A 24,571-nucleotide genomic window follows, 5' to 3' on the forward strand; every position below is an offset into this window, starting at 1 on the left:
ACAGGCACCTCTATTTAGTATTGCAAAGATTATTTTCAAATAAAAGATCTTATTTCTAACTAAAAATGTTTTCCGTATAGAAAGGGATGTATTCTCATGAAAAGTGAAACTAAAAATATAAAAAAAGGTCATTTAAATGAATTTTTTGACTTATTACCTCGATTTTTTGCTTTAAAAGTATATACCAAACGTAATAATATAGAAGGTATATATCGCAACCTTCAAAAATTAAAACCTCTTTATAAGAGAAAAACAGCTTATTATCTTCGTTTGGCAGAGCTTGCCTATGAGTTAAAAAAATGGGAACAGTCTTTAGATTATATTAATATCGCTATTCAACTAGAAGACGACCATACATCTAAACAATATTACCTACTTAAAGCCGACTGTTTGATTCGTTTAGATGAGTCAGCTCAAGCGGCAGCAAGTTTAAACGAATATTTGTCGGCTAACCCCAATGATGCTAAAGCTTGGCATAAGTTAGCCGATCAATATAGTATACTTCACCAATGGAAGGAAGCAGCTAATAGCTTTGAATCTTATCTCAAGCAAAATCCAAAAGACTCAAGTGCCAATTTCCAATTAGCAGAAAGTTATCGTAAATTAAGGGATTGGCAGGAAGCTGAAATTAATTATAGACAATCTACGAAAAACCTTGATAACAGGCGCAATGGGCAGCCACTCGCAATTTCCTATTACAGACTGGGGTTAATGCAGCTAAAAAATAATAAGGATGAACAGGCTTTTAAATCATTTAATGAGGTTATAAGTTTAGATAAAGAATTAAACAGTGAACGTTTTGGTATAGGTGTTTTTCACGAACACTATAAACAGTGGGAATACGCTATTAAGGCATATAAAAGTCAATTACAAGAAGATGATACAGATGCAGAACTATATTTTAAATTAGCTTCATTATTAGATAAATTATACAGACCGGAACAAGCTTTACAGTATTATGAAAAGGCTTTGGAGTTAGATAAGGTTCGATCACCATGGCATTTCGCACTAGCTAGTTGTTATGAACAATTAAAGGACTATAAAAATGCGGCCAAATGGTATGAAAGTGCAATCGCTCGACAAGAAAAACATCGCCCAGGGAATTATAGACGATTGGGATTTGTTCTCGACAAACTGGGAAGGAATAAAGAATCCTTAGAGGCGTATAAAGAGGCCGAACTATTTCGTAGGCCAAGCACAATTAATGAAAAGTTATATAAGAAAAATATTACAAAACCCGAAGTTCGATATGCCACCTGTTACGAACATTATCCTTTGAATGAAAATATAATTTTATATAGAAGTTCCGGAGCTAGGTTAACAGATAACCCCTATGCGATTTTCAAATATATAATGAATGACATCAATTTTAAAGATTATATTCATGTATGGATTATAGATTCATTTAAAGTCATACCTGATGAATTAAAATCTAAGGATAATATTATTTTTGTCAAAAAGGGGTCGGATGCTTCCCGAAAATATATGGCAAGTGCTAAATATCTAATTTGCAATTCAAAATTTGAGGATTACTTTGTTCGAAGGCCTAATCAACTTTATCTTCAAACTAGTCACGGCATTTTTTACAAAACAATGGGACGTGACCAAGTGAGATCATCAATCGGATCCGCGGGAGGCACTCACAACTTGCTCCAGGCAACTCATCTTATCATGCCTAATGACTATATGGTAAAAAAGCAGCCTAGATGTTATTCAACAGAGGGTATAAATTCTGGACAAATCGCAAAAATTGGATATCCACGGATAGATACAACACTCAATGCATCAAAGACTGCTAAGCGTCAAATGGCTGTTCAATTAGGTCTTGACCCATCGAAAAAAACTGTTTTTTATGCCCCAACTTGGCGCGGTTCCTTATCCAATAAAAAAATGGATTCAACTAAACTAATTGAGGATTTAAACATGTTGGCTAAACTTGATATAAACATGGTATTTCGTGGACACACCTTTTCAAACAAGTTACTAAAGGACATAGAACTACCTAGTAATATTATCGTTCCTCCTGCAGAAATTCAGACAAACGAGCTATTAAGTATAGCTGATACACTTATTACTGATTACTCTAGCGTATTCTTTGATTTTCTTGCTACGGAACGACCAATTATTCATTACATCTATGATATAGAAGAATATAAAAAGGAACGCGGTCTAAATTTGGCAGAAAGTGAATTGCCTGGCAGCGTGGTAAAAACCAGTGATCAACTGGTTGCTGGTGTTGCGGACAGTCTTAAAAATAATAAACCCGACTCACATTACTTGGCTGCCAAAAGAAGGTTTTGTCCATATGATGATGGAAATTCAACTCAAAGAATTATAAACTGGTTCTTCTATGGAAATAGTCAAGACATCAATATTGTTAATCAGAAAGATAATACTGAATCCTGGTTGTATCTAGGTGGGATGTTGAACAATAAATCGGGAATTTTCGATCTGGTTACCAAACTAAATGAACTCAAGAAAAATGGAAATACTGTGTCTATAATATTAGAGAAAAAATTAACAAAAAATAAGGACAAACTTTCTATGTTAAAAGAACTAAGACCAGATATTAATCTTGTTCCCCATGATGGGAAAATGCTAAAAACGTTAGAAGAAGTTGCAGCAATTAATTTTTATCAACAAAATGGTTCTTTTGCCAATAAGGAGATGGAGATAACATACAAAAATTTGTTTATACGCGAAGCTAGACGTTTATTTGGAAGTAGTAAATTTGATCAAATCATTAACTTTGAAGACGACTCTTATTATTGGAGTGCATTGAATGATGTATTTCAAAACTATAATGACCAAAGAGTTTAGAAATGTAAATTAGGTATATGTTGCATATCAGTGCACAAAGTACACCTGAATTAGATTTGAAAAACATGAATACAGCCATTTTACCAGTTAGAAAGAATATTAACCCCTTAAAGGAAAACCATCTAACTAAATAGTATGGTTTTCCTTTAAGGGGTTGCTTCAGTAATATCAATAAAAATGAATTTAAGAGAAAAGAAAAAAGGCGGAAACTCGGAAATTATATCATAGTTGTCGTTAAACTTGTATGTATCCGCCACCGTGTTTTCGCACATATTCATTCGACCAATACAAAGGCTATTTCCTTGTAACAACTGATGGATTTTAAACAAAATAAAAAATAGGAGTTTTTTTAGTAAATCCTCCTATAAGATAACATCAGTTTAATTTAGCCATAAAATAACCCATTTATTCCGTTCCTTTATTTTCTAGACTAGGAATAATTACTTTGTCCACTACATTTTTGGATGATTGTCCTAAGTTATCATCAAAGAAAAACTTTACAAAAGGTGGTATCTTTTCCATTTCAAACTGCTCTTTCTTAATTGCACTAACAAGGCCTTTGCTGGTTTGAACCAAAGGTCCAGGTATAAAATTGAAATAATCATAATAAAAGTTACGTTCTTTCGTGTATGTTTCTAAATCAAACGCAAAAAAAAGCATAGGTCTGTTCAATATAGCGAATTCAAAACATACCGAGGAATAATCGGTAATTAATATATCCGTTACAAATAGTAAATCGTTTATTTCTCGATAATCGCTAAAATCAAAAAAGAAATCTGAGTATTCATAGGGAATGTTTACTTTATTTTTTACAAATGGATGAATTTTAAATAAAAATACGTAATCATCATGCAGAGCTTCATATAATGTGTCAAGCTCTAAATTCTCATAAGGATAATATGCTGTAGTTTGGCCATACCCACGAAATGTAGGAGCAAATAAAATTATTTTTTTATTTCTTAAAAAGGAGTACTTAGAATAGAAAGTTTCTTTGATGTACGATTTATATGAATCATCAAAGAAGATATCTGAACGTGGTGTTCCTGCTGCGTATACTTTATCTATGGCAATGCCAAAGCCTTCCGCGTATTTTTCTCGAACACATTCACTGCTAACAACAACTTTGGTATAATTTTTATGATCCTTGGATCTTAAAGGCAGGTTATTCAGTTTCCCCTCCCGGCTATAGCCAAATGTTTTAAATGCACCTGCTGCGTGCCAAACTTGAATTAAATCTGCCTTTTTGCGTATACGTAAAGGATATATCAGAGGGTAAAAATCATCTAGTAGAATAATCTTGGACGTAGCAAAATGATATGCCATGCGGATTAAATAAAGACAAGATTTTTTATTATCAACTCGTTTGTTTAAAAAAAGATTAATTTTTAAATTTAAGTGTCGACTTTGTAATTCGTTATACACAAAAAGCAAATTCCCATTTAATTCAGATCGGCTATCAGAGGCAAAGGATATCTTCTTTTTATTCATAGGCATAATACAAAAAAACATATAACTTAATTTAAAAAGGCGCCTTTTTAAACCAGCAATATACCGAGCGTACATAAGCTACCCTCCTTCCTCAATTAAATATCTACATCAGGATGTTGAATTAACTCATTTTTATGAAGCACGGAATCACAGCATAGCTATCCTCTCCCTCATAGACAATAGCGGGTATTTTAGTAGTCAGATCGTAACTGATAAAATAGCTGTCCGCGTTCATCTATACAGGGATGCATAGCTGTAATAAGTAATGTTATGGAGTAGTATGCGACATAATTAATATCCTTGTTTGAATGATCAATTTATAAAATAGCATCAATCCCGAAGTAATAATGTTTTATTGATCTATTCGTTCTGAAGCTTTCGCTCTAGTCTAATCAGTTCTTCTTTTTCCGGAATAAATCTTCCAATTTTAAAACTCAAATTATTATCCTTTGTGGTAAAATAAGGTGTTATCATTCGATTATTTACTATCTTAGCTTCTAAATTATCGCTAAAATCCTTCATATTTGTATTTTCCAAACTCCCTTGTAAAAAGCTATTTTCCCACTCTACGTTTATAAAAATTTTCCAAGTACCTTCAGAGAGATCCAAGTGTGAAAAGTCTATAAAAAAAGATGGCTCGTATACAAGACGGTTTACTTGGTTTATTTCACCGTAAACAAAGGATTGATTTTTGTGTTTCTGGTTTTGTAAAATCATGTAAATAGTTGGTTGGCTTGACTGATTAGGTTCTCCATCAAAAACTAGTCTGCTCTCAATATAATAGGATTGATTGCTTATCCATTTACAGTCTAACATATGGCTTGTCATATCTTTCAGTAACGTTCGTTTACTACGATTGCGTAGTATAGTTAACATCATAGAAGACCAGTTCTCTAAATAATTATCTTCACTGTACTTTTTTGAGGTAACGTAAGCGTTATAACTCATATCTTCTAATAGTGATGGTTCGGTTAACATTTTTACCATCGCATCACTTAAATCACTTATGGACCCATTATCGATAATCAAACCATTATTATTTGCAATCATTTCATTCACTAGATAGCTTGAGTCAAAAGATAAAACTGGACAACCTTTCGACAGACTTTGAAGAACATCTAAACCGTTGTTTTCATCTGCATCTAGTAATATCGAAAAAACGGATGATTGGTACTCTATCTCCATTTCCGGAACAACCCCGGTGAATTCGATATTATTTGCGAGATCTAAAGTTCTAATTAAATCCATATTTTTATGATCTATAATATCAGTTCCACAGATATTTAATAGAGCATTGGGGGTTTTGTCTACTGCTATTCTAAACGCTCGTATAACTTGCTCTAGAAGAATCATTTCATTTTGATTAACTTTTACAGTAATCTGCATTCGGTCATTTTTCATTTTTTTGTCGTAATTATTAGTGTCATTACTTTTTAAAAAAGGAGGTATTATAAAATAGTTATTACGATTACCATATTTTTCAACTGCTTCTTCCTTCTCCAAATCGGTAGAGAAAATTAATCCATCAAGTAAGGTTGGGTTTAAAAAATTGCTACTTAAGTCACGCTTTAAACATTGATTAATAAAATGAATTTTATAAGCGTAATTGTTATTGAATTCTTCTATAATTTTATATGTCTCTATCTGGTTTGTTACTATAACCGTATTCACTTTATTCACTAATAGTTCTAAAAAATATTGCCGTAACTCCTGCGAACCGGAAAAATTACCAACAACTTTCTCACTTCTATCAAATAGTAAATAAACTGGTTCATGTAATAACTCCCCTGAATTTCTTATGTTAACTTTAGAAAGATAACAACTACCATCTACACGATAGTAAATTTCATTGGATATAACACCCGACTTCAAAAAAACCCTTCGATGTAAGTAACCCTCGTTATCCAGTTCTTCAAATTTGATAAGTGATAAACTTTCATCAAAATATTCAACTAATCTTAGTACATTATTTTCATCAAATGTATATTGTTTTTTATATTTTTTTGTGAAATAGGGAGAGTGGGTTTCATCTTCCCCTTTTATTAGTGTGTAATCCTTGTTTTCCGAAGCTAGGTAAAAATTTTTTTCTTTTCCACCGTTCACATTATTGCTTCTAAAAAAATGAAACATATTCACAAAAATGTTGCTTAAACTTTCACCACAATCACCTTCAAGAACAGAAATTTTGTGGTCAAAATCATTGTCGAAATCAAAAAAAGCCACTTTTGTTTCAAACTTGCTTTTTTGTAAAAGAATTCGTCTGAATTGTGGTTCCGTCAAGTTTTCCATGTCTTCGAAAATAGATAAACATTGATCGATTAAAAAAACGTCCTTAACCATAATTAATTCTTCCTTTTAATTTATTGATAATGATTCAAGATCTGTTCCTTTTTTATTCGGTAATTATAACGAATCAAAGTGAACACATCCCATCTTTTACTCCTCTATGAAAACAAGAAGTACAGTTTCTTAAATAAAACATTATCTTTTATCCAAAATTAACCAGTCAATCACTCTGTCCGAAGCTCTCCCATCTAAAAATTCAAAGTTCAGTTCCCTGAATTTCTTAACCTTTTCAAATTCATAATCCTCTTTTTCAAGAGCCGTAATTAATTCATCAAAATTTCTTGTGATTTTTCCCGGTACAAAAGATTCAAATTCATCGTAAAAATCTCGTGCCGATATATATTCTTCTAAATCAAAAGCATAAAATATCATGGGAATATTTAATAATGAGCTTTCATAAATAGTTGATGAATAATCAGTTATCAAAACATCTGCTACAAAAAGAAGATCGTTAATTTCTCTGTAATCGGTAGCGTCTATAAGTACATCAGTAAATTCTGCTGGTATTTCCAATGCATTTTTAACCAAAAAGTGCATCTTGAATAAGATAATAGAATTGGTTTCTCTGCAATACTCAGCTAAAGCTTGAAAATTGATTTTTTGCATCGGATAATAGGCCGTTTTTGGTCCACCGCCTCTAAAAGTCGGTCCAAATACAATTACTTTTTTTACATTTTTTATTTTAGGATAAGTACCAGTAACCTTTCTTTTGGTTTTTTCCTTATATTCTTCATCAAAAAATATATCAGTTTTCGGTATTCCAGTAGCGATTACTTTATTTTCATCTATTGCAAATGCTTCAGCGTAGTAAGGTATCACATGCTTTGAACTTGTAATCGCATTTGTATAAATTCTATGATTTGTACTATCGATTTTAGGTGAAGCTGGTTTGCCAAGTCGACTATAGCCAAAGGTTTTAAAAGCTCCATTTGCATGCCAAAGTTGGATGACCTCTGTATCATCATCAAAAATTAAATCATTTACCATAGGTTGGTAATCCTCTATGAAGATTTTATCAAATGATCCCAAAAAGAAAGGCAATTTAAACTTATCAAGAAAATGGCTGCGGGACCATATGTTGGGCTTAAAAACTTTTTTTATAGTATATTCTTTATCTAGACCGCGTTCTATCATTCGATCATAAACAAATTTAAGATTTCCTCCAATTGAAGAACGAGATGCTGAGGTAAATAAGATCCTTTTGCCATTTTTTTTAACGTGGTTTTTGGCAAAAGTAAAGATACGCTCAAACAAACTAGTTCTGAAGTCAGCAAACTTTTTCTTAAAAGAAGTGCGCTTTCGTTTGTGTGAAGCTTTAGAATTGGGCGCTTGAAAAAACACATCTAGATATAGATTGTTATCTTGATTCAACTCCGTATGTACTTTGTATACTCTTTTAGGTCCGCTTTTAAAGTCTTTGCTAAATCTTTTGGGAAAAGACTTTTCTTCATAAGCTAATAAGTTATTTGCTATTGTTACATTATGTTTTTCTTCAAGAGAATTCTCTACTATTACCCACCACTTCCCATCAGGGATACGATCTCCATTATAAAGAGTAGAGACATTAATAGAGGCTGAAAATAAATGATTATCCTGTGTATATTTCACAATTGGAATTATTCTCTGATCTACATTGTTTAACAAATAAAGTTTGTAACTCTCATTTATATCTCCGGAAATTAGTCCTTCTAGTTTCAAATTAATCCTTTCCCAATTCAGTTCATGGATTGTAACCGCGAAAGAGGGAGAAGGGGTATCCATATAATTCTTCATATTATCAAATCACCTTAAGACAAAGATTGAAAAAATATAATCTTTAGTTATACAAAAGAATTATATGCACAGTTTTTACGCAAGTCAAGTCTTTAGAGTTATCCACAATTTAAAAAATTTTCTACTATTAACTTATTTTTCAAAACAAACCAATGAAAAGCATAAAAATATGGATAATATAGTCTCACATGATTCTACAATTTCTCAGCTAATTTTCAATTTTCGAGGCTGATTTTTTATGTTTTCGTTGCTAAAAGTGTTAAATTATTTTATGATTAATACGAATAAGGTCTAATTGACGTGCAAGATGAGAACACTCTGTCTTGGATAAACGTGCATTTTTCCATATTCTATCAATTATAAGTGTATCTTACTACATCTTACTACAATCGACAGGATATGTTATAGTAATACATATTAAATGATGAGGTGAATAAAATTGATTTACGCAGGTATTCTGGCAGGAGGAATAGGAAAACGTATGGGAAACGTGCCTATGCCTAAGCAGTTTTTACTGCTTAATGACAAGCCAATTATTGTTCATACGGTAGAAAAATTCGTTTTAAATAATAGCTTTGAAAAAATTATTGTAGCTACTCCAAAGGAATGGATGAATCATACCAGTGACATCTTAAAGAAATATCAGCTGGATCTTCCTAAAATTAAGGTTGTTGAAGGCGGTAACGAACGTAATGAAACGATTATGAACATTATTCACTTTATTGAAGAAGACCATTCCCTTCATGAAGAAGACATTTTGGTGACTCATGATGCAGTGCGCCCGTTTTTGACACATCGTATTATTCAGGACAATATTGATCAGGGACTTCAAAACACTGCGGTTGATACGGTAATCGAAGCAACAGATACTATTGTGGAATCAACTGACCATGATTCTATTTCCTCGATTCCTAAACGTGATCACATGTATCAAGGGCAAACTCCGCAGACATTCAATATAAAAAAAATAAAAGAAGCATATAATCTGTTAACTGAGAATGAAAAAGAGATTTTGACAGATGCTTGTAAGATCTTCTCGATTAAAGGTGAAAAAGTAAAATTAGTTTTTGGTGAAATATTCAATGTGAAAGTCACCACTCCGTATGATTTAAATGTTGCTAATGCCATCATTAAGGGGAGCTTAGATCAATGATTAATCCAGTATATCGGCTTGTTTCGCCAAGACAATTCGAAATTACGTACAAGGACAGTTCGATTATATCCGACGATGTGGTTATCAGACCGACCCACCTTTCTATTTGCGCAGCTGACCAGCGTTATTATACCGGATCTCGCGGGAAAGAAGCCATGAAAAAGAAGCTACCGATGGCTTTAATTCATGAAGCCGTTGGTGAAGTTGTTTTTGATGCTCAAGGTGAAATGCCAGTTGGTACGAAGGTAGTTATGGTTCCTAATGAACCAAGGGTCTCTGATGCGATAATTGCGGAAAATTACCTACGATCAAGCAAATTTAGGTCAAGCGGATACGATGGGTTTATGCAAGACTATGTATTCTTGAAGCGTAACCGTCTGATTGAGTTACCGGAAAGTATTGACTTAAATGTTGCTGCTTTTACAGAATTAGTTACTATTGCTGTGCATTCTTTAAGCCGCTTTGAGACAAAAGCTCATAATCGTCGAGAAACATTTGGTGTTTGGGGCGACGGAAACCTAGGGTATATCTCTTGTCTTATTCTAAAATATCTTTATCCAAACAGTAAAGTTATTATCTTCGGGAAAACGGATTACAAATTGAATCATTTTTCTTTTGTGGATGATACCGTGAAAATTGATGAAATCCCGGAAGATTTGACTATCGATCACGCGGTTGAATGCGCAGGTGGTAAAGGCAGTCAATATGCAATTGATCAAATGATTGATCATGTTAATCCTGAAGGAGCCATTTGTCTTTTGGGAGTTAGTGAATATCCGATTGAGATAAATACAAGAATGGTGTTGGAAAAAGGGCTCACTATTTTGGGAAGTAGCCGAAGTGGCAGTAGTGATTTTCAGCGTACAATTGATCTTTATAAAGAGCACCCAGATATTGTCAACTATTTGAGCATGTTGATCGGTGCCGTGCATGATGTGAAGACGATCAAAGATGTGACACAGGCATTTGAGAGTGATTTGTCAAGCTCCTGGGGTAAAACTGTCATGAGATGGATCATTTAAGATGGACGTTGTACGAAATGTGAAGTTGAATTATTTTAAATGGTATAAAGCACTGTTTAGAATGGTCTTTCGCCTTTCATCATTCTTTAGAAAACAGGACAAGCATAAAGTTATAATTTCGTTATATCGGTCTAAAGAATTGGAAGGTAATTTAAAGTTTGTTTCAGATGAATTAACAAAACAAATGCCAGACGCTAAGATTCATCTTATTTCTGCGGAAAATAAGATGAATCTTAGGTTACTGAAAGAGGCGATCTCCCTCTCCAATGCAAGCTACTTAATTTTGGATGACTATTACTTACCAGTTTACCTAGCTTATCCCAAGATGAACTTGAAAGTAATACAACTCTGGCATGCAGCGGGAGCATTCAAAAAATTCGGCTATAGCGCAGTTGGCACAAAGTTTGGTGCTGATTCCCGTTATCTGAAAATTGTTCCCGTACATTCTAATTATACACATGTGTATGTATCATCGACAAAAGTAGTCCCATATTATGCAGAGGCATTTCATATGCATGTAAAAAATATTATACCAATTGGAGTGCCACGAACAGATTTGTTTCAACAAGAGGAAAAGTGTGCCTCTATTGTAGCTTCTATATATCAAGATTTTCCCATGCTAAAAGACAAAATTGTAAACATTTTAATTGCACCCACTTATCGAGCAAAGGGCCCTCAGGGTGAGTCTGCAATCAATACAATTGAGCTTATAATCAAAGTTGCCGCGAGTATTGACTGTAATAAAAGGATTATTTTTAAACCACATCCATATATGAATTCTAATGAATTAGATGTATTACGGGAATACAACAATGTTGTGTTAGCATCAATATATTCCATCAACGAGTGGATGCTACTGGCAGATGCTTTTATTACGGATTATTCTTCTTCAGTGTTTGAATTTGCCTTATTAAAAAAGCCTATTGCTCACTTTATTCCCGATATAAAACAATACAAAGAAAACCGAGGCTTCTACCAAGATATAGAGGATATTTCCGATGGCGTCCAGCTATTCGATGTCAAACAAGTAGTGAAGTGGATAAATGAAAGGGAGAGGAACGAGTCATTTGATACTTCTCGAATGGTGCATTACAATTTTGACAGTATTGATCATGTATCTGCAAAAGTCGTTCACCATTTCCTTAATAATTAATAGGGAAATGGTATATCGATTATTACACAAGACAATATATACCTGATACCTTTATGTAAAATATTGAAATATACACCTAAGAGATGGTAATTACTATTTAAAAAAATTGACTTGGTTAGAGTTGTTTAATCTAGCTAGTTGCATCGTGATAATATAAATGAAGGTGAAAGCCTTCTTTTTATTGTTTTTTATCATTGTTATTTGTATAATTTGTTAAGTGTTATAAGCATAATAATTTTAGATAAGCTGAAATGTAACTCGGTACAGTTTTCAAGTCTGAGAGGATATATCATGAAATCTGCAATAACAGTTTTAAAAGAACAATTTAAATACTTTTATTTAATAAGACGTCTATCGTTGTATGAATTAAAAAGCAGAAACCGTAGCAATTATTTAGGCATGGTTTGGGAATTCCTCAATCCATCCTTCCAATTATTAATTTATTGGTTTGTATTTGGTACAATAAGACATCGGGATCCAGTTGAAGTAGGCGGAGAAGACATAACGTTCTTTTTCTGGTTAATAGCAGCTTTTTTTCTATGGACCTTCTTTTATAAATCAACGATTGAAGGGTCCAAGTCGATCTATACGAAGTTACGCATGTTAACAAAAATGAATTTCCCGATGAGTGTTATTCCGAGTTATACTATTTTTTCACAATTCTATGTACATCTGATTATGTTGTTAATTACAATTGTGATCTTGCAGTTTAACGGGTTTTATGTGAATATCTATTATTTACAATTGATCTATTATATATTTGGTGCACTTTGTTTATTTTTTGCCATTTCACTTATCACATCAACACTATCCACTATCATAAGGGATATACATATGCTGATAAACTCAACATTGCGTATGTTCCTCTATGTTTCTGGTGTGTTGTGGCCACTAACGATTTTAACAGATCAATTTCCTAACATCATGAAAATGTTAAAGCTAAATCCATTGCTATACTTGATAGAAGGATATCGATCATCGTTTTTCGGTACAGAGTGGTACTTTATCGAGCATTGGCAATACACTCTTTATTTCTGGGGATTAGTCATTGTTCTGTTCCTTTTCGGTTCCGTACTGCACGTAAAATTCCGCAGACACTTTATTGATTATTTGTAAGGGTTCGTGATGATAATGAAAAAAGCAATAATTGCCAAACATATTACAAAAAAGTATAAGCTATATCAGGGTAATAAAGAACGTTTATTAGATTTGGTTACGCCAAAGAGTTATGGAGAAGCCTTTTACGCATTGACAGATGTCAACTTTGAAGCTGAAAAGGGAGATATTATTGGCTTTGTAGGAATAAATGGGTCTGGAAAATCTACATTATCCAATATTATTGCAGGCATTGTTCCTGAAACATCAGGATCCGTTAAATTGAATGGAGAAGCATCTTTGATTGCAGTTTCGGCCGGATTAAAGAATGATTTAACTGGAAGAGATAATATTGAATTAAAATGTCTAATGTTAGGTTTTAATAAAGCTGAGATAAAAGAATTGGAACCGGCGATCATCGAATTTTCGGAATTAGGTCAGTTTATAGATCAACCTGTTAAATCATATTCCAGTGGAATGAAATCTCGACTCGGCTTTGCGATCTCGGTGAATGTAGACCCAAATATTTTGATTATCGATGAAGCTTTATCTGTAGGAGATAAAGCATTTGCTGAAAAAAGTCTTAATAAAATGAAGGAATTCAAGAGCCAAGGAAAAACCATGATATTTGTTAGCCATTCTATTAAGCAAATGAAGGAGTTTTGTGAAAAAATTCTATGGCTGGAATTTGGAAAAGTAAAGGAATACGGAGCCGTTGAGGATGTTCTACCAAAGTATGAAGCGTTTTTAAAACGGTGGAAACAAATGACGAAAAAAGAAAGAGAATTATACAGAGATGGAGCTTTTGATGATCAACCTGTTATAGAAGAAGACCTCTCCATTGATTATGAAAATAAATACACGGAAAAAGTTGAAAGTCGGCTAGGACGTATTAACTCAGAGGAGGAAGTCTATATTTTCTCACGGCCGAACAATGCGAACGATAAAAAAGCTGCAAAGCGATATAAGCACTATGTTTATTATATTAAGCGTAAAGCTGTTTACAATAATGAATTGTTTTATTTGTTAAGTGAATTACCAAGTGCTGAAAACGGTGTTATTGGTTGGATAGAGGCAGCGAACGTGAAAAGTTTTAAAAACACGGTTATCGACCAAGATCCTAAAACATTTTATCTAACCGGAGATGGGATGGCCTTTAATCGACCTTGGGGAGCAAAAAAGAACTGCATTTACAAAGATCTATCCCCTTTTAGAGACTGGCAGTTCAAAGTAGATAGGACAGAAACCGTCGGTAAAGCTACTTGGTATCATGGAAAGCTAGATGATGAGCAGGTATGGGTGCGGCGAAAGTTTGTAAAAGAATGAAAATATAAAAGTATTACAGGATAAGAATGAGGTATCTAAAGTAATTTCCTGAAGAACTATTAAAAGTCTTTACGTCGCCCTACAGGTTCTTGACAAATAGTCTTTTTTATTTATCAACTGCAAAAAAGTAAAAAGAAAGGGTTTATGTATATATATTTGTTTTAAGCCAATAATATAGGTAGTTACTTACTTTTTTCCTTTTATTGTGCCATAACTTGAATCTTTAGATTAATCTTATTTCGTCTACCCTAATTCTTCTCTTAACTTGCTACTTGGAAAAATTTGAAATGGCTGGCTCCGTTTAACTTATGTCCCTGTTTATTGAGCAATTTACAAGCAGCGAGAGTGAGCGGTGGTTAGCCAGATTATTCCATATTTAATTATTAGATGCTGCTACTTATCGTTTCTCTCTTTTTTATTCTTTTAATGCCTCTATATATGTCACCCGATTTACTCTCTACATAACTATAAATAATCCCTATTATTGATAAAGAATTTGTTTTCAGTATTGATGTACGCAAATAACCTTAAGCCTAAGAGAGAAATACAGTTTCTACATTTTCTTTCAATATCCAACCTTTTTTTACAAAAAATTCATTTTTAAAATACATGTTTCTATTCTTCAAGTTTTATAGTATAATAAAGATGTAGATTTTTTGTTAAGTGTTTGTTAAACAAATGTAAAGCATATATAGTAATATTAGGATACAGGAATTAAATGACGGAGGTTTTTCAAGATGAAAAAAGTAATCACCTACGGAACATTCGATTTACTTCATACTGGTCATATTAATATACTACGCCGTGCTAAGCAATGTGGAGATTATTTGATTGTCGCTATTTCAGCAGATGAATTTAATGCCATTAAAGGTAAGGAAGCATATTATTCATTTGAACAGCGTAAGGCAATACTTGAAGCGATTCGTTATGTGGATGAAGTAATTCCGGAGTATACGTGGGAACAAAAGAAAGATGATGTAGAAAAGCATGACGTTGATGTTTTTGTAATGGGAGATGACTGGGAAGGTGAGTTCGATTTCCTAAAAGATCAATGCGAAGTTGTTTATTTACCTCGGACAGTCGGTATCTCAACTACAAAAATTAAAACAGACTTAAACCTGAATAAGGCTAATAATGGCTAGAGAAGTCATCGTTTCTGTGTATCTTTTTGTTTTCCGTATACTCTTTAGTTCATTCAAACTATTTCCTCAAAAGGAGAAAACAGTCGGTGTTGCTTCATTTGGGGATAATATTTTTTATGCAACCCGTTCTTTGCGAAATATATCCAATGAAGAAATTGTTATTTTGAAAGATAAATCTTGTCGATATGACTTTGATGAATCAATTAGTGATGTAGTCATGTTTGACCTGAAGCATCCCATTGATTATTTGAAATCTATTTATCACTTAGCTACAGCTAGCAATGTTTTGGTAGATACCTATTATGGTTTTTTAGCTGCCGTGAACTTTAGACATGGGACAACTTGTATTCAGCTTTGGCATGCGGCTGGAGCGATTAAACAGTTTGGCCTGTTGGATCCATCGAATGAACATCGCAATGAAAAGGCAATCGACCGTTTTAAACAAGTGTATCGTCGTTTTGATTATACCGTCGTTGGCTCTGAAGCAATGGCGAATACGTTTAACAAAAGCTTTGGATTGACGAATGATCGGATTTTACGAACAGGAATACCGCGTACAGATATCTTAATAAACAATAAAGAAAAACAGCGGATCTACCAGGAGTTGAAACGGAGCTTTCCAATCATTGCGCGTAAAAAAGTACTATTATATGCACCAACGTATCGTAATGAAGAACTCTCTGCATACCAACTAAATCTGGATATTGAAAAGCTCTATCATGAGCTTTCCGAGGAATATGTATTATTTATCAAACTCCACCCTGCTATTTCCAATAAACTTAGAGAATTTTACAGTGATTTTATATATGATGTATCCGATTTTGATGACACCAATGATTTATTGTTAATTTCGGACTTATTGATCACCGATTATTCATCGATTCCATTTGAATATGCATTGCTTCGTAAACCAATGATATTCTATGCTTATGATATGGATGAATATAAAGTGACGAGTGGACTGATAGAAGATTACGAGAATCAGATGCCCGGTCCTGTTGTTACTTCTACTGATGCGATCATACAAGTGATTAAAGAAGACGATTTCGATCGCAATCAGATAAATGCATTTGCAGCAGAATGGAATGAATATTCTGATGGCAATTCCAGTATAAGATTAGCTCGATTTCTAACAGGTACAGAAGAAGAGGAAAAAGAAAGAGAAGAAGCCCTTATTTAAAGCGCCCTTTTTTGAAAGATAATACTTTCTAAAAAGGGTATTTTTCATTTGGACTTTTTGCCATTTCCCTGTCATTATTTGTGATATTTTCCTTATTTATACGAATATTAACTGAAAATTATGTTCTTCCATGGAAAATGGAAATATAATTTCTATAGTTCGTATTTTGAATCCGATCCTATTTATGAAATAAACATCCGGACAAAATAGAGGTTTCTCACCAAATCTATGATAAAATATACATAGATTGGAATTTACAAGGAGGAGATATGATGTTTGATTTAACAGGGAACATTGCCTTAGTCACTGGTGGAGCGAATGGTATTGGACAAGGAATCGTGAAAACATTAGCGAAAGCAGGCGCAAACGTGATGATTTGTGACATCGATGAGGCGGCAGGCGAAGCAACTGCAAAGGAAGTTGGTGGTGAATTTCATAAGTTGGACGTTACGGATAAGCATAATGCTGAACAAGTTGTACAAGATATCGTAGCAAAACATGACAGCATTGATATTTTAGCTGCAAATGCAGGTATTTTTCCGGAAGTGTTAATTGAAGACATGGAAGAAGAAGATTGGGAAACCATTCAAAGCATTAATTTAAAAGGAATCTTCTTCATTGTAAAACCAGTATTGAACGTGATGAAAAAGCAAAATTACGGTCGTGTTATTCTTACATCGTCTATTACAGGAGACATAACCGGATATCCTGGAGGTTCTATTTATGGTGCAACAAAAGCTGGAATCCTTGGGTTTATGAGAAGTGCCGCATTAGAATATGCTAAATATGGGGTGACAGTAAATTCTATCCAACCTGGAATGATTGCTACAGAAGGCTTAAAAGAACAATTAGGCGTTTTAAGTGAAAAAGGTGCAGAAGCTGTTCCAATGAAAAGGTTAGGAGAACCGGAGGATATTGGTGTAACAGTTTGCTTCTTTGCGTCAGAAGAAGCTAAATATGTTACTGGTCAATCCCTCGTAGTAGATGGTGGTCAGATCATGCCTGAAACCCCTGATGTCATTTCCTAAAGGGACATTTATGCAGTGGGATTTTTCGTTGCATCCCGCAGAATATTAGTTGAACGAAATGGATCATTATTGGTTGTTTGGGTGCCACCATCGAAATAACAACAGTGAAAATGATGCCAACATATGGTGTGTTGCATGTTGGATGCAGCTTTAAAAATACTTCCGGTGAAATTTTTGCACGGGACATGAGGCAGTTAACTACTGTAACCATTTCTTTTTATTGAAAATGATTCTCATTTAGACGTATACTATAGATAGGTTTTCAGTTTAAGGAGATGGTTATAAAATGGCTAGAATTCTAGTACTATACGCAAGCTTGACAGGCAGCACAGAAATGATGGCAGAAGCAATCGTGGAGCACATCCAAGAACGTCACGATACAGTAGTAAAAACATTTGATTTCGACCCAATCGAAGCAAAGGAATTGAAGAACTTTGATGGCATATTAATTGGCTCCTACTCATGGGATGACGATATTCCAATCGAAGTGGATGGATTCCATGATGATATGGATGACGTTGACTTAACCGGAAAGCTAATTGGGGTTTTCGGCTCCTGTGACTCCTACTATGATGTATACGGCCCAGCACTTGAAACCATGGCGATGAAAGCAGAAAAGCAAAACGGAAAAGTCTATGACGAAAAATTAAAGATTGAACTTGAGCCTGATCAGAAGGATATCGAGCATTGCAAACGTTTTGTGGACGAATTTTTGAATGAATTGAATAAGTGATGCAAGTGTGTTGCTACCACTCGATCGGTTTGAGTGCCTGCTCGATCAATTCGGGTTGCCTCTCGATCGAGTTGAACTTGCACTCGATCGATTTGCAGTGCTACTCGATCGGAATTATAAAGATAGGCAATACCAGATGAATTTTGGCACTCCCCTTTTCTGAAGGTCTGCCTTTATCATCGAGCTGGTCAACTCTTTTTTCTTATAGAGATTATTAAAAGGTCATAGACCCACATCTTCCAACAGCACTGTTTCAGCTCCATCGATGAGCGTCCGAATAGCAGTAACGACATCCACCGTCCCTCTTGAATAATCGAAAATCAGGCCCGCTAGTTTTTCGACATCGGGAAGATCTTTGGCTTCATCTAAGTATTCTTGTACATCATCGTATTCTCCCCTGCCGATGTAATTATTTGCATACAGCCATTTGATAAATAATTTGGCGCATACATATTGAGATAACCCTGAAACAATTCAATGGCACTTTCATAATCGCGGTATGTTTTTCCTTTCAGTCGGTCGGTCATGCTGTTCTTGCAGAAATTCGTCTAAAATCGTATCACTTCTCCTTTTCAGCATTTGCTTGATCATTCTAACCACACATCTTGATGTAGCCTTCCCCGGCACGATGGGCATCTTTTCGGTTTTACAAATCCTTTTTGTTTATAAAATTGCTGTTCGCCTACGGTAAAAAGGAAGCGTCCCCGCATTCCCAACATTTTAGTCAAAGATCTTGGGGTTCGAATCCTCTTAGTGCTTTCTGGACCGACGCATTCCGTCCACGCGCAGCATTCAAATCGACCGGCTCATCTGATTTGAGTGCCTGGACTGTCTCCCTAATCACTGCTCTTACTTTCTTATAATCCATTTTTTTCCATTCCTTTAAGTAAGGAATATACTTTTCGTTATCGGTTTCTTTCACCTTATCGAGCAATAATAGAATCATGCCGCGGTTGCGATCTTTTAAATAGTGCATATCCGGACTTCGCTTCTCAGCTTCCAGCCAATCATCCCATTCTTGCAGAAGTTCATCAGCCATTTGATCACGTTCGATTTCCCATCCTCTTTCTGTAAAAATGATCATTGGCAATTTGCCGCTATATTCTATATCCAAAAAACCATAATCGAGCATCCAGTCAATTTTCTCAACGACGTCATCAAGTTTCACTCCTTTAAAATAACCATAGACCGGGCAATCATCCAGTTCCAGTTGCAGCACTTTTTTCTCACGTGAGCCTTTGAGAATTTTAGCAAGTAGCGTCCGGCCTCCTACGGCGATAAGCTCATCTGCCGCGCGCAAAATTGCCCGGATATCGGCCTCGGGCAACCGCTTTGTCTCTAGTGCCATAGGTAAAACAGCTCCTTTTCCGAAATAGGTTTTACTGTCCGTTATTGGTCTTATTATCGAGTACAGTGCCAAACTTGCTGCGCTAATGTCGATGTAGGGTGCATTTCGTCCGTTGTTGCTTGGAGCTCGCTCGATTTGGATGCTTTCTCGATCGATTCTAGCAATTGATCGATCGGGTTTTCCTGCTGCTCGATCGATTCGACAATTCGTTCGATCGATTTAATTCCTTCGTTCGTTCAAATCCTCATTTTGCATGTTGAATATCTCAACAACTTTATCCTTGTGAACAAGTCCATGCAAGTTTATAAGTGAAATAATGTAGCCCATCAATAAATCATTATAAACCATCCTTTTCTGATTCGTATTCTTACTATTATAACATATTACATTTGCCATCATAGGCATATATCAATGTTGAGCTCGATTAAAACGCCCCCTCTTAAAAGAATGAGGGTGACGCCCGCGAAAAGGCATCACCCTACTTTTATTCTTCAATATAAACGTCTTTCAGTTGCAGCAATTGATTCGGTAGCTGGGATAAACCTTTTACCTTGTCACTCACACCTAATAAATATTCTTCGTGATGGATCGGTACGATTGGAGCAACTTCTACAAGCAATTCCTGTGCTTGACTATATAGGTTCAGTCGTTCTTGTTCATCCTTGGTTTGACGTGCTTCATCTAATAATTTATCCAATTCTTCGTTATCTGTAAACGTTCGGTTTCCGCCGGATCCGAGATTATCCGAATGGAACAATGGATATAGCCCATTATCAGCATCTCCTGTCACAGTAGTCCATCCAAACACGAACATATCATGATCCCCATTGGCCGTTTGGTCTAACATTGTACCCCATTCCACGGTTTCTATGCTTACATCAATTCCAATCTCGGAGAGCTGATCCTGTACATTCGTTGCAGTATCTAACCGTCCGCGCTCATCATTTGTCCAAATCGTTGTCGAAAAGCCGTCTTCATAACCCGCTTCGGCCAATAAGCTCCGCGCTTCCTCAACATCATAACCAAGTCCGGATACATCCTCGTCATATCCAAATACATTCGGCGCCAAAGGACCAGTCGCTGGTATGCCAACTCCGTCATGAATTCCTTCTATAATTTGTTCCTTGTCAATCGCCATCGATACAGCTTGGCGCACACGTTCATCGTCAAATGGTTCTTTTTCCATATTAAATCCAATATAGGATAAAGCTGAGCTTTCCTGTTTTTGAACATTCATTCCTTCTCTTTCCTCTACCTGATCCACATCAGAAGGACTAAGCGGATTGGTAATATGCGAATCTCCTGTTTCAAGTTCCGCGATACGTGTCATATCCTCGGACACAACGTTAAAGGTAACCGAATCAAGTAGTGCATTATCATCCCAGTAATCTTCATTCTTTACTAATTTGGTATATTGCCCTGGTTCCCATTCATCGAAAATGAAAGGACCTGTACCTTGGGGATTGGCACTAATGACACTACCAGCTTCTTCTCCTTCTTCCATTGCCGCATAATCGGCTTCAATTTGTTCCATGGAAATCATGACACCTCCGGGATGTGCCAAATGTGCCGGTAATGCTGCAAACGGGTACGCAGTAATAAATCGAACGGTATGCTCATCGACCACCTCAATATCCGTGATCATGTTGTACATCATAGCACGGGGTGATCCGATATCCTCATCAAGCGTACGCTCCAAGTTTGCTTTGACCGCTTCTGCATTAAAGTCTGAGCCATCGTGAAATGTTACCCCTTCACGAAGTTCAAACTCCCATGTCGTATCATCTACCTGTTCCCAATTTGTTGCAAGCGAAGGCTGAATTTCCATATCCTCATCTTGTGTGACAAGCGTTTCGAACATATTTGCCTGCACATCACTGGATGGAGTATCGTTGGAGGCATCTGGATCTAATGACACAACATCATCTTGCGTTGCAATGACAAGATCCCCTCCTTTATCTTGACTTCCTCCTTCGGCAGCGCCTCCTCCTTCTTCCGGTTCACTTGCACATGCTGCCAGTCCAATCGTAAGTAATAGTACAACGAACAACAATAACTTTGGACGTTTTTTCATGATGTATATCTCCTATCTCCTTTATTAAAAAGTTAAATCCGTCTTCTCATCAAGGTCTAAAATAAACGATGTCATTATACTTTTGGTTGCTTCAACATCTTTCATACTGATTAATTCTACAGGGGAGTGCGTGTAACGAGATGGAATAGAAAGTACACCTGTTGGAATTCCTTTATTGGAAAGCGCGACAGCTCCACCATCCGTTCCGATGCCTGGGAAAACTTCTAATTGATAATCGATATGAGCTTCCTGGGCCTTTTTTATCAGTAAATCTTTCATTGTCTTCTGGACGATCAGGCTGAAGTCCATGACCTTGATACCTGCCCCTCCGGATAACTGCAGGCTCTGATCCATGATATCTTCCGGGGTATCGCTGACTGCTGTTGTATCCACCGCTATTGCGGCGTCTACTTCCAATTGGTTGATCGCTGTCTGTGCACCTCGTAAGCCTACTTCCTCTTGAACGGTAAATAAGAAAATGATGTCGCCGGCAAATTCTTTATCTTGCAATTCATCTAAAACCGTCAGAAGAACAGCACATCCAGATCGGTCATCCAGTGCCTTTCCGACCATCATTTCATTGCCCTCACTGCCAATTAACTTACTCTCGGTAGCCCATGTGACTGGTGTGCCAACTTCAACACCCATATCCCTTACCTCTTGGGCGGATGTTGCACCAATATCAATATATAAACTGGAATGAGGTCTAACCTTTTTCGGGTCATCAAACTTAACAAAGTGGACAGACAATGTTCCAATGATGCCGCTAATTTCCTTTTTAGATCCAAGAACGTTGACCTGCTGTGCAAGGAGAATCCGATCATCGTGTCCACCAAGTTTCTCAAAACGAAGCAATCCATTCGATTCTATTTTTTTAATGATGAACCCCACCTCATCCATATGAGCTGTTAATAAGGTAGTGGGACCAGTTTTTCCACCTTTTTTACTTGCGATCACATTCCCCATTCCATCTACCTGAACATGATCCACTTTTTCTTTCACATAATCCTCTATAAAATATGTAACATTCTGCTCATACCCACAAGGCCCATTTAGTTGGCTTAACTGTTTTAATAATTCCTCCACATTGTGCACCTCTTTTTTTAAATAATATATAGTTTCTACGTATTCTATTGTACTTAACATATTAAAGTAATTATTATATCGTAAAAAAGTATCTGAAATCAATGATTCTTTGAATCTATTTACAACATTCACCATAACTCATCGTATGACAAGCTTTTTTTATTTGACAGCTTATGGATCAATTGGTAAACTAATTAAAAATTTAAGAAATATACATTTTTTGTAAACGTATGCGGATGTGTCGCCGCCGGAATGGATTAATGAAAGCAAAACAACAATCTTACCTAACTTCAAATCATTGTTAGAATTACGGAGAGAGGGTGTAGTGGACATTGCAATCACGGCAAAAAATAGGTCTCATACTTGGACCGCTTTTATTTTTAATCCTTTATTTTTTCCCTATGTTAACAGGGCTTGATGATGCACCAAGAGCAGTGCTGGCTGTTACCGCTTGGGTTGCGTCCTGGTGGGTAACAGAGGCAATTCCCATCCCCGCAACTTCGCTACTGCCTATTTTCTTGCTTCCGATCACTGGCGGAGCGGAGGAGAATACGGCTACGATGGCGTATGGGGATCCCATTGTATTTATGTATATGGGTGGTTTCACTATTGCACTTGCGATTGAAAAGTGGAACTTACATAAGCGGATTGCCATGACAATCATCGCCATGATAGGAACAAGCAGCCAACAGATCATACTAGGTGTCATTATCTCTACGGCCCTTTTATCGATGTGGATTTCCAACGCTGCTACAGCACTTATGATGCTACCAATCGCTTTGGCTTTGATTACCGAAGTGAAAAATAATCAATTTATGGATGAAGCATCACTGAACAAATTTGCCAAAGGACTGCTGCTAACAGTTGCATATTCAGCTTCCATTGGGGGACTTGCAACACTAATTGGTTCTGTGCCGAACGCTGTATTTGCTGGCGTTGCTTCCAGTACCCTTGATCAGACGGTTACCTTCACGGACTGGTTTTTATTCGGTTTTCCGATTACCATTGTCTTATTAGTATTTTTATATGTTTATATTACGCGTATTCAATTTAAGGTAACGCAAAAAGGAAATATTTCCGATGACTTTGCGCGTAACCAACTGAGACAGCTTGGGACAATGTCTTTTGAAGAGAAAGCTGTACTTACGATATTTAGTATAACTGGCGTACTATGGATATCCTCTGGCTTTTTACCAGAAGGATTACGATTAACGGATACGAGTATTTCTATTATTGGAGCCAGCGCGATGTTTTTGCTACCAAGCCGGCAAGAAAAAGGCAATTTAATGCAATGGAAAGATATGAAAGAGCTTCCATGGGGGCTATTGTTGCTTTTCGGCGGTGGTTTATCACTCGCAGCCGCTTTTGAGGAATCTGGATTAACAGAATGGTTTGGGGAAATACTTGGTTCCCTTGAAGCACTTCCTTATGTGCTGTTATTAATTGTTCTTGCAGCTATTGTTTTATTTATGACGGAGATTATGTCTAATACGGCAATGGCTAACATGTTGATCCCAATCAGTATTGGACTCGCACTTGGTATTGGTATAGAACCTTATAGCATTATGGCAGTCGTTGCCCTTACTGCTTCCTGCGCGTTCATGCTGCCCATCTCTACACCACCGAACGCTGCAGTGTTCAGTTCTGACTATTTAACAATAGACGACATGGTCAAAGCTGGTTTTTGGATGAACATAATAGCAATCATTGTCATTGTTGGCTTTGTTTATTTCTGGCAGCCGGTTGTACTTACGCCATAGTAGGAAAAAGTATGGGGGAGAGAGTGAATGGGAATAAGCGAAAA

General features: G+C 35.8%; 18 protein-coding genes. 11 read left to right on the top strand and 7 right to left on the bottom strand.

What is annotated here, in order from left to right; genetic code table 11:
• The first annotated feature begins 96 nt into the window (after positions 1 to 96).
• Complete coding sequence (locus tag KFZ56_RS16700; RefSeq protein WP_222643178.1) at positions 97 to 2,820, top strand: CDP-glycerol glycerophosphotransferase family protein; 2,724 nt, start codon at positions 97 to 99, stop codon at positions 2,818 to 2,820.
• A 405-nt stretch (positions 2,821 to 3,225) separates the two neighbouring features.
• On the opposite strand, the gene KFZ56_RS16705 is transcribed toward KFZ56_RS16700, so the two are convergent.
• From KFZ56_RS16705 to KFZ56_RS16715, 3 genes are all read right to left on the bottom strand, one after another.
• A complete protein-coding gene (locus KFZ56_RS16705) occupies positions 3,226 to 4,383 on the bottom strand; it encodes a CDP-glycerol glycerophosphotransferase family protein (protein ID WP_222643180.1) in 1,158 nt (385 codons plus the stop codon).
• 285 nt (positions 4,384 to 4,668) lie between these two features.
• Positions 4,669 to 6,648: a glycosyltransferase gene (locus KFZ56_RS16710; RefSeq protein ID WP_222643182.1), complete on the bottom strand. Its 1,980-nt coding sequence runs from the start codon at positions 6,646 to 6,648 to the stop codon at positions 4,669 to 4,671.
• 141 nt (positions 6,649 to 6,789) lie between these two features.
• Positions 6,790 to 8,427 carry a CDP-glycerol glycerophosphotransferase family protein gene (locus KFZ56_RS16715; RefSeq protein WP_222643184.1) on the bottom strand — a complete coding sequence of 546 codons (1,638 nt, stop codon included), beginning with the start codon at positions 8,425 to 8,427 and terminating at the stop codon, positions 6,790 to 6,792.
• Positions 8,428 to 8,866: 439 nt separating this feature from the next.
• Here KFZ56_RS16715 and KFZ56_RS16720 point away from each other — a divergent pair, with 439 nt between their 5' ends.
• The 9 genes from KFZ56_RS16720 to KFZ56_RS16760 all read left to right on the top strand — a co-directional run bounded on the left by KFZ56_RS16720 (position 8,867) and on the right by KFZ56_RS16760 (position 18,259).
• On the top strand, positions 8,867 to 9,580 hold the full coding sequence (locus tag KFZ56_RS16720) for an IspD/TarI family cytidylyltransferase (RefSeq protein WP_222643186.1): 714 nt from the start codon (positions 8,867 to 8,869) through the stop codon (positions 9,578 to 9,580).
• Positions 9,577 to 10,602, top strand: a complete 1,026-nt coding sequence (locus tag KFZ56_RS16725; protein ID WP_222643188.1) for a ribitol-5-phosphate dehydrogenase — start codon at positions 9,577 to 9,579, stop codon at positions 10,600 to 10,602. The genes KFZ56_RS16720 and KFZ56_RS16725 overlap by 4 nt, the downstream gene beginning before the upstream one ends.
• Positions 10,603 to 10,621: 19 nt before the next feature.
• Complete coding sequence (locus KFZ56_RS16730) at positions 10,622 to 11,755, top strand: CDP-glycerol glycerophosphotransferase family protein (RefSeq protein WP_222643189.1); 1,134 nt, start codon at positions 10,622 to 10,624, stop codon at positions 11,753 to 11,755.
• A gap of 291 nt (positions 11,756 to 12,046) precedes the next feature.
• Complete coding sequence (locus KFZ56_RS16735; RefSeq protein WP_222643191.1) at positions 12,047 to 12,871, top strand: ABC transporter permease; 825 nt, start codon at positions 12,047 to 12,049, stop codon at positions 12,869 to 12,871.
• 15 nt (positions 12,872 to 12,886) lie between these two features.
• Positions 12,887 to 14,176, top strand: a complete 1,290-nt coding sequence (gene tagH / locus KFZ56_RS19915; RefSeq protein WP_222643193.1) for a teichoic acids export ABC transporter ATP-binding subunit TagH — start codon at positions 12,887 to 12,889, stop codon at positions 14,174 to 14,176.
• Between the two features lie 737 nt (positions 14,177 to 14,913).
• A complete protein-coding gene (gene tagD, locus KFZ56_RS16745) occupies positions 14,914 to 15,318 on the top strand; it encodes a glycerol-3-phosphate cytidylyltransferase (protein WP_222643194.1) in 405 nt (134 codons plus the stop codon).
• A complete protein-coding gene (locus KFZ56_RS16750; RefSeq protein WP_222643195.1) occupies positions 15,311 to 16,498 on the top strand; it encodes a CDP-glycerol glycerophosphotransferase family protein in 1,188 nt (395 codons plus the stop codon). Before tagD ends, KFZ56_RS16750 begins: the two co-directional genes overlap by 8 nt.
• A gap of 272 nt (positions 16,499 to 16,770) precedes the next feature.
• Positions 16,771 to 17,526 carry an SDR family NAD(P)-dependent oxidoreductase gene (locus KFZ56_RS16755; protein ID WP_222643196.1) on the top strand — a complete coding sequence of 252 codons (756 nt, stop codon included), beginning with the start codon at positions 16,771 to 16,773 and terminating at the stop codon, positions 17,524 to 17,526.
• Between the two features lie 286 nt (positions 17,527 to 17,812).
• Positions 17,813 to 18,259: a flavodoxin domain-containing protein gene (locus tag KFZ56_RS16760; protein WP_222643198.1), complete on the top strand. Its 447-nt coding sequence runs from the start codon at positions 17,813 to 17,815 to the stop codon at positions 18,257 to 18,259.
• Between the two features lie 587 nt (positions 18,260 to 18,846).
• Here the strand turns inward: KFZ56_RS16760 and KFZ56_RS19715 are convergent.
• The 4 genes from KFZ56_RS19715 to KFZ56_RS16775 form a co-directional block, all read right to left on the bottom strand.
• Positions 18,847 to 18,978, bottom strand: coding sequence for a zinc-ribbon domain containing protein (locus KFZ56_RS19715; protein WP_309228320.1), 132 nt, complete (start codon positions 18,976 to 18,978; stop codon positions 18,847 to 18,849).
• Positions 18,979 to 18,983: 5 nt separating this feature from the next.
• Positions 18,984 to 19,607: an RQC-minor-1 family DNA-binding protein gene (locus KFZ56_RS16765; protein WP_255585190.1), complete on the bottom strand. Its 624-nt coding sequence runs from the start codon at positions 19,605 to 19,607 to the stop codon at positions 18,984 to 18,986.
• 484 nt (positions 19,608 to 20,091) lie between these two features.
• Positions 20,092 to 21,681, bottom strand: a complete 1,590-nt coding sequence (locus KFZ56_RS16770) for a glutathione ABC transporter substrate-binding protein (RefSeq protein ID WP_222643199.1) — start codon at positions 21,679 to 21,681, stop codon at positions 20,092 to 20,094.
• A 24-nt stretch (positions 21,682 to 21,705) separates the two neighbouring features.
• Positions 21,706 to 22,767, bottom strand: coding sequence for a M42 family metallopeptidase (locus KFZ56_RS16775; protein WP_222643201.1), 1,062 nt, complete (start codon positions 22,765 to 22,767; stop codon positions 21,706 to 21,708).
• A 332-nt stretch (positions 22,768 to 23,099) separates the two neighbouring features.
• On the opposite strand from KFZ56_RS16775, the gene KFZ56_RS16780 reads away from it, so the two are divergent.
• Entirely contained in the window at positions 23,100 to 24,527 is a 1,428-nt protein-coding gene (locus tag KFZ56_RS16780; RefSeq protein WP_222643202.1) for an SLC13 family permease, read from the top strand.
• The last annotated feature ends 44 nt before the right edge of the window (positions 24,528 to 24,571 follow it).

The organism is Virgibacillus sp. NKC19-3 (genome assembly GCF_019837165.1).
Taxonomy (GTDB): domain Bacteria; phylum Bacillota; class Bacilli; order Bacillales; family Amphibacillaceae; genus Virgibacillus_L; species Virgibacillus_L saliphilus.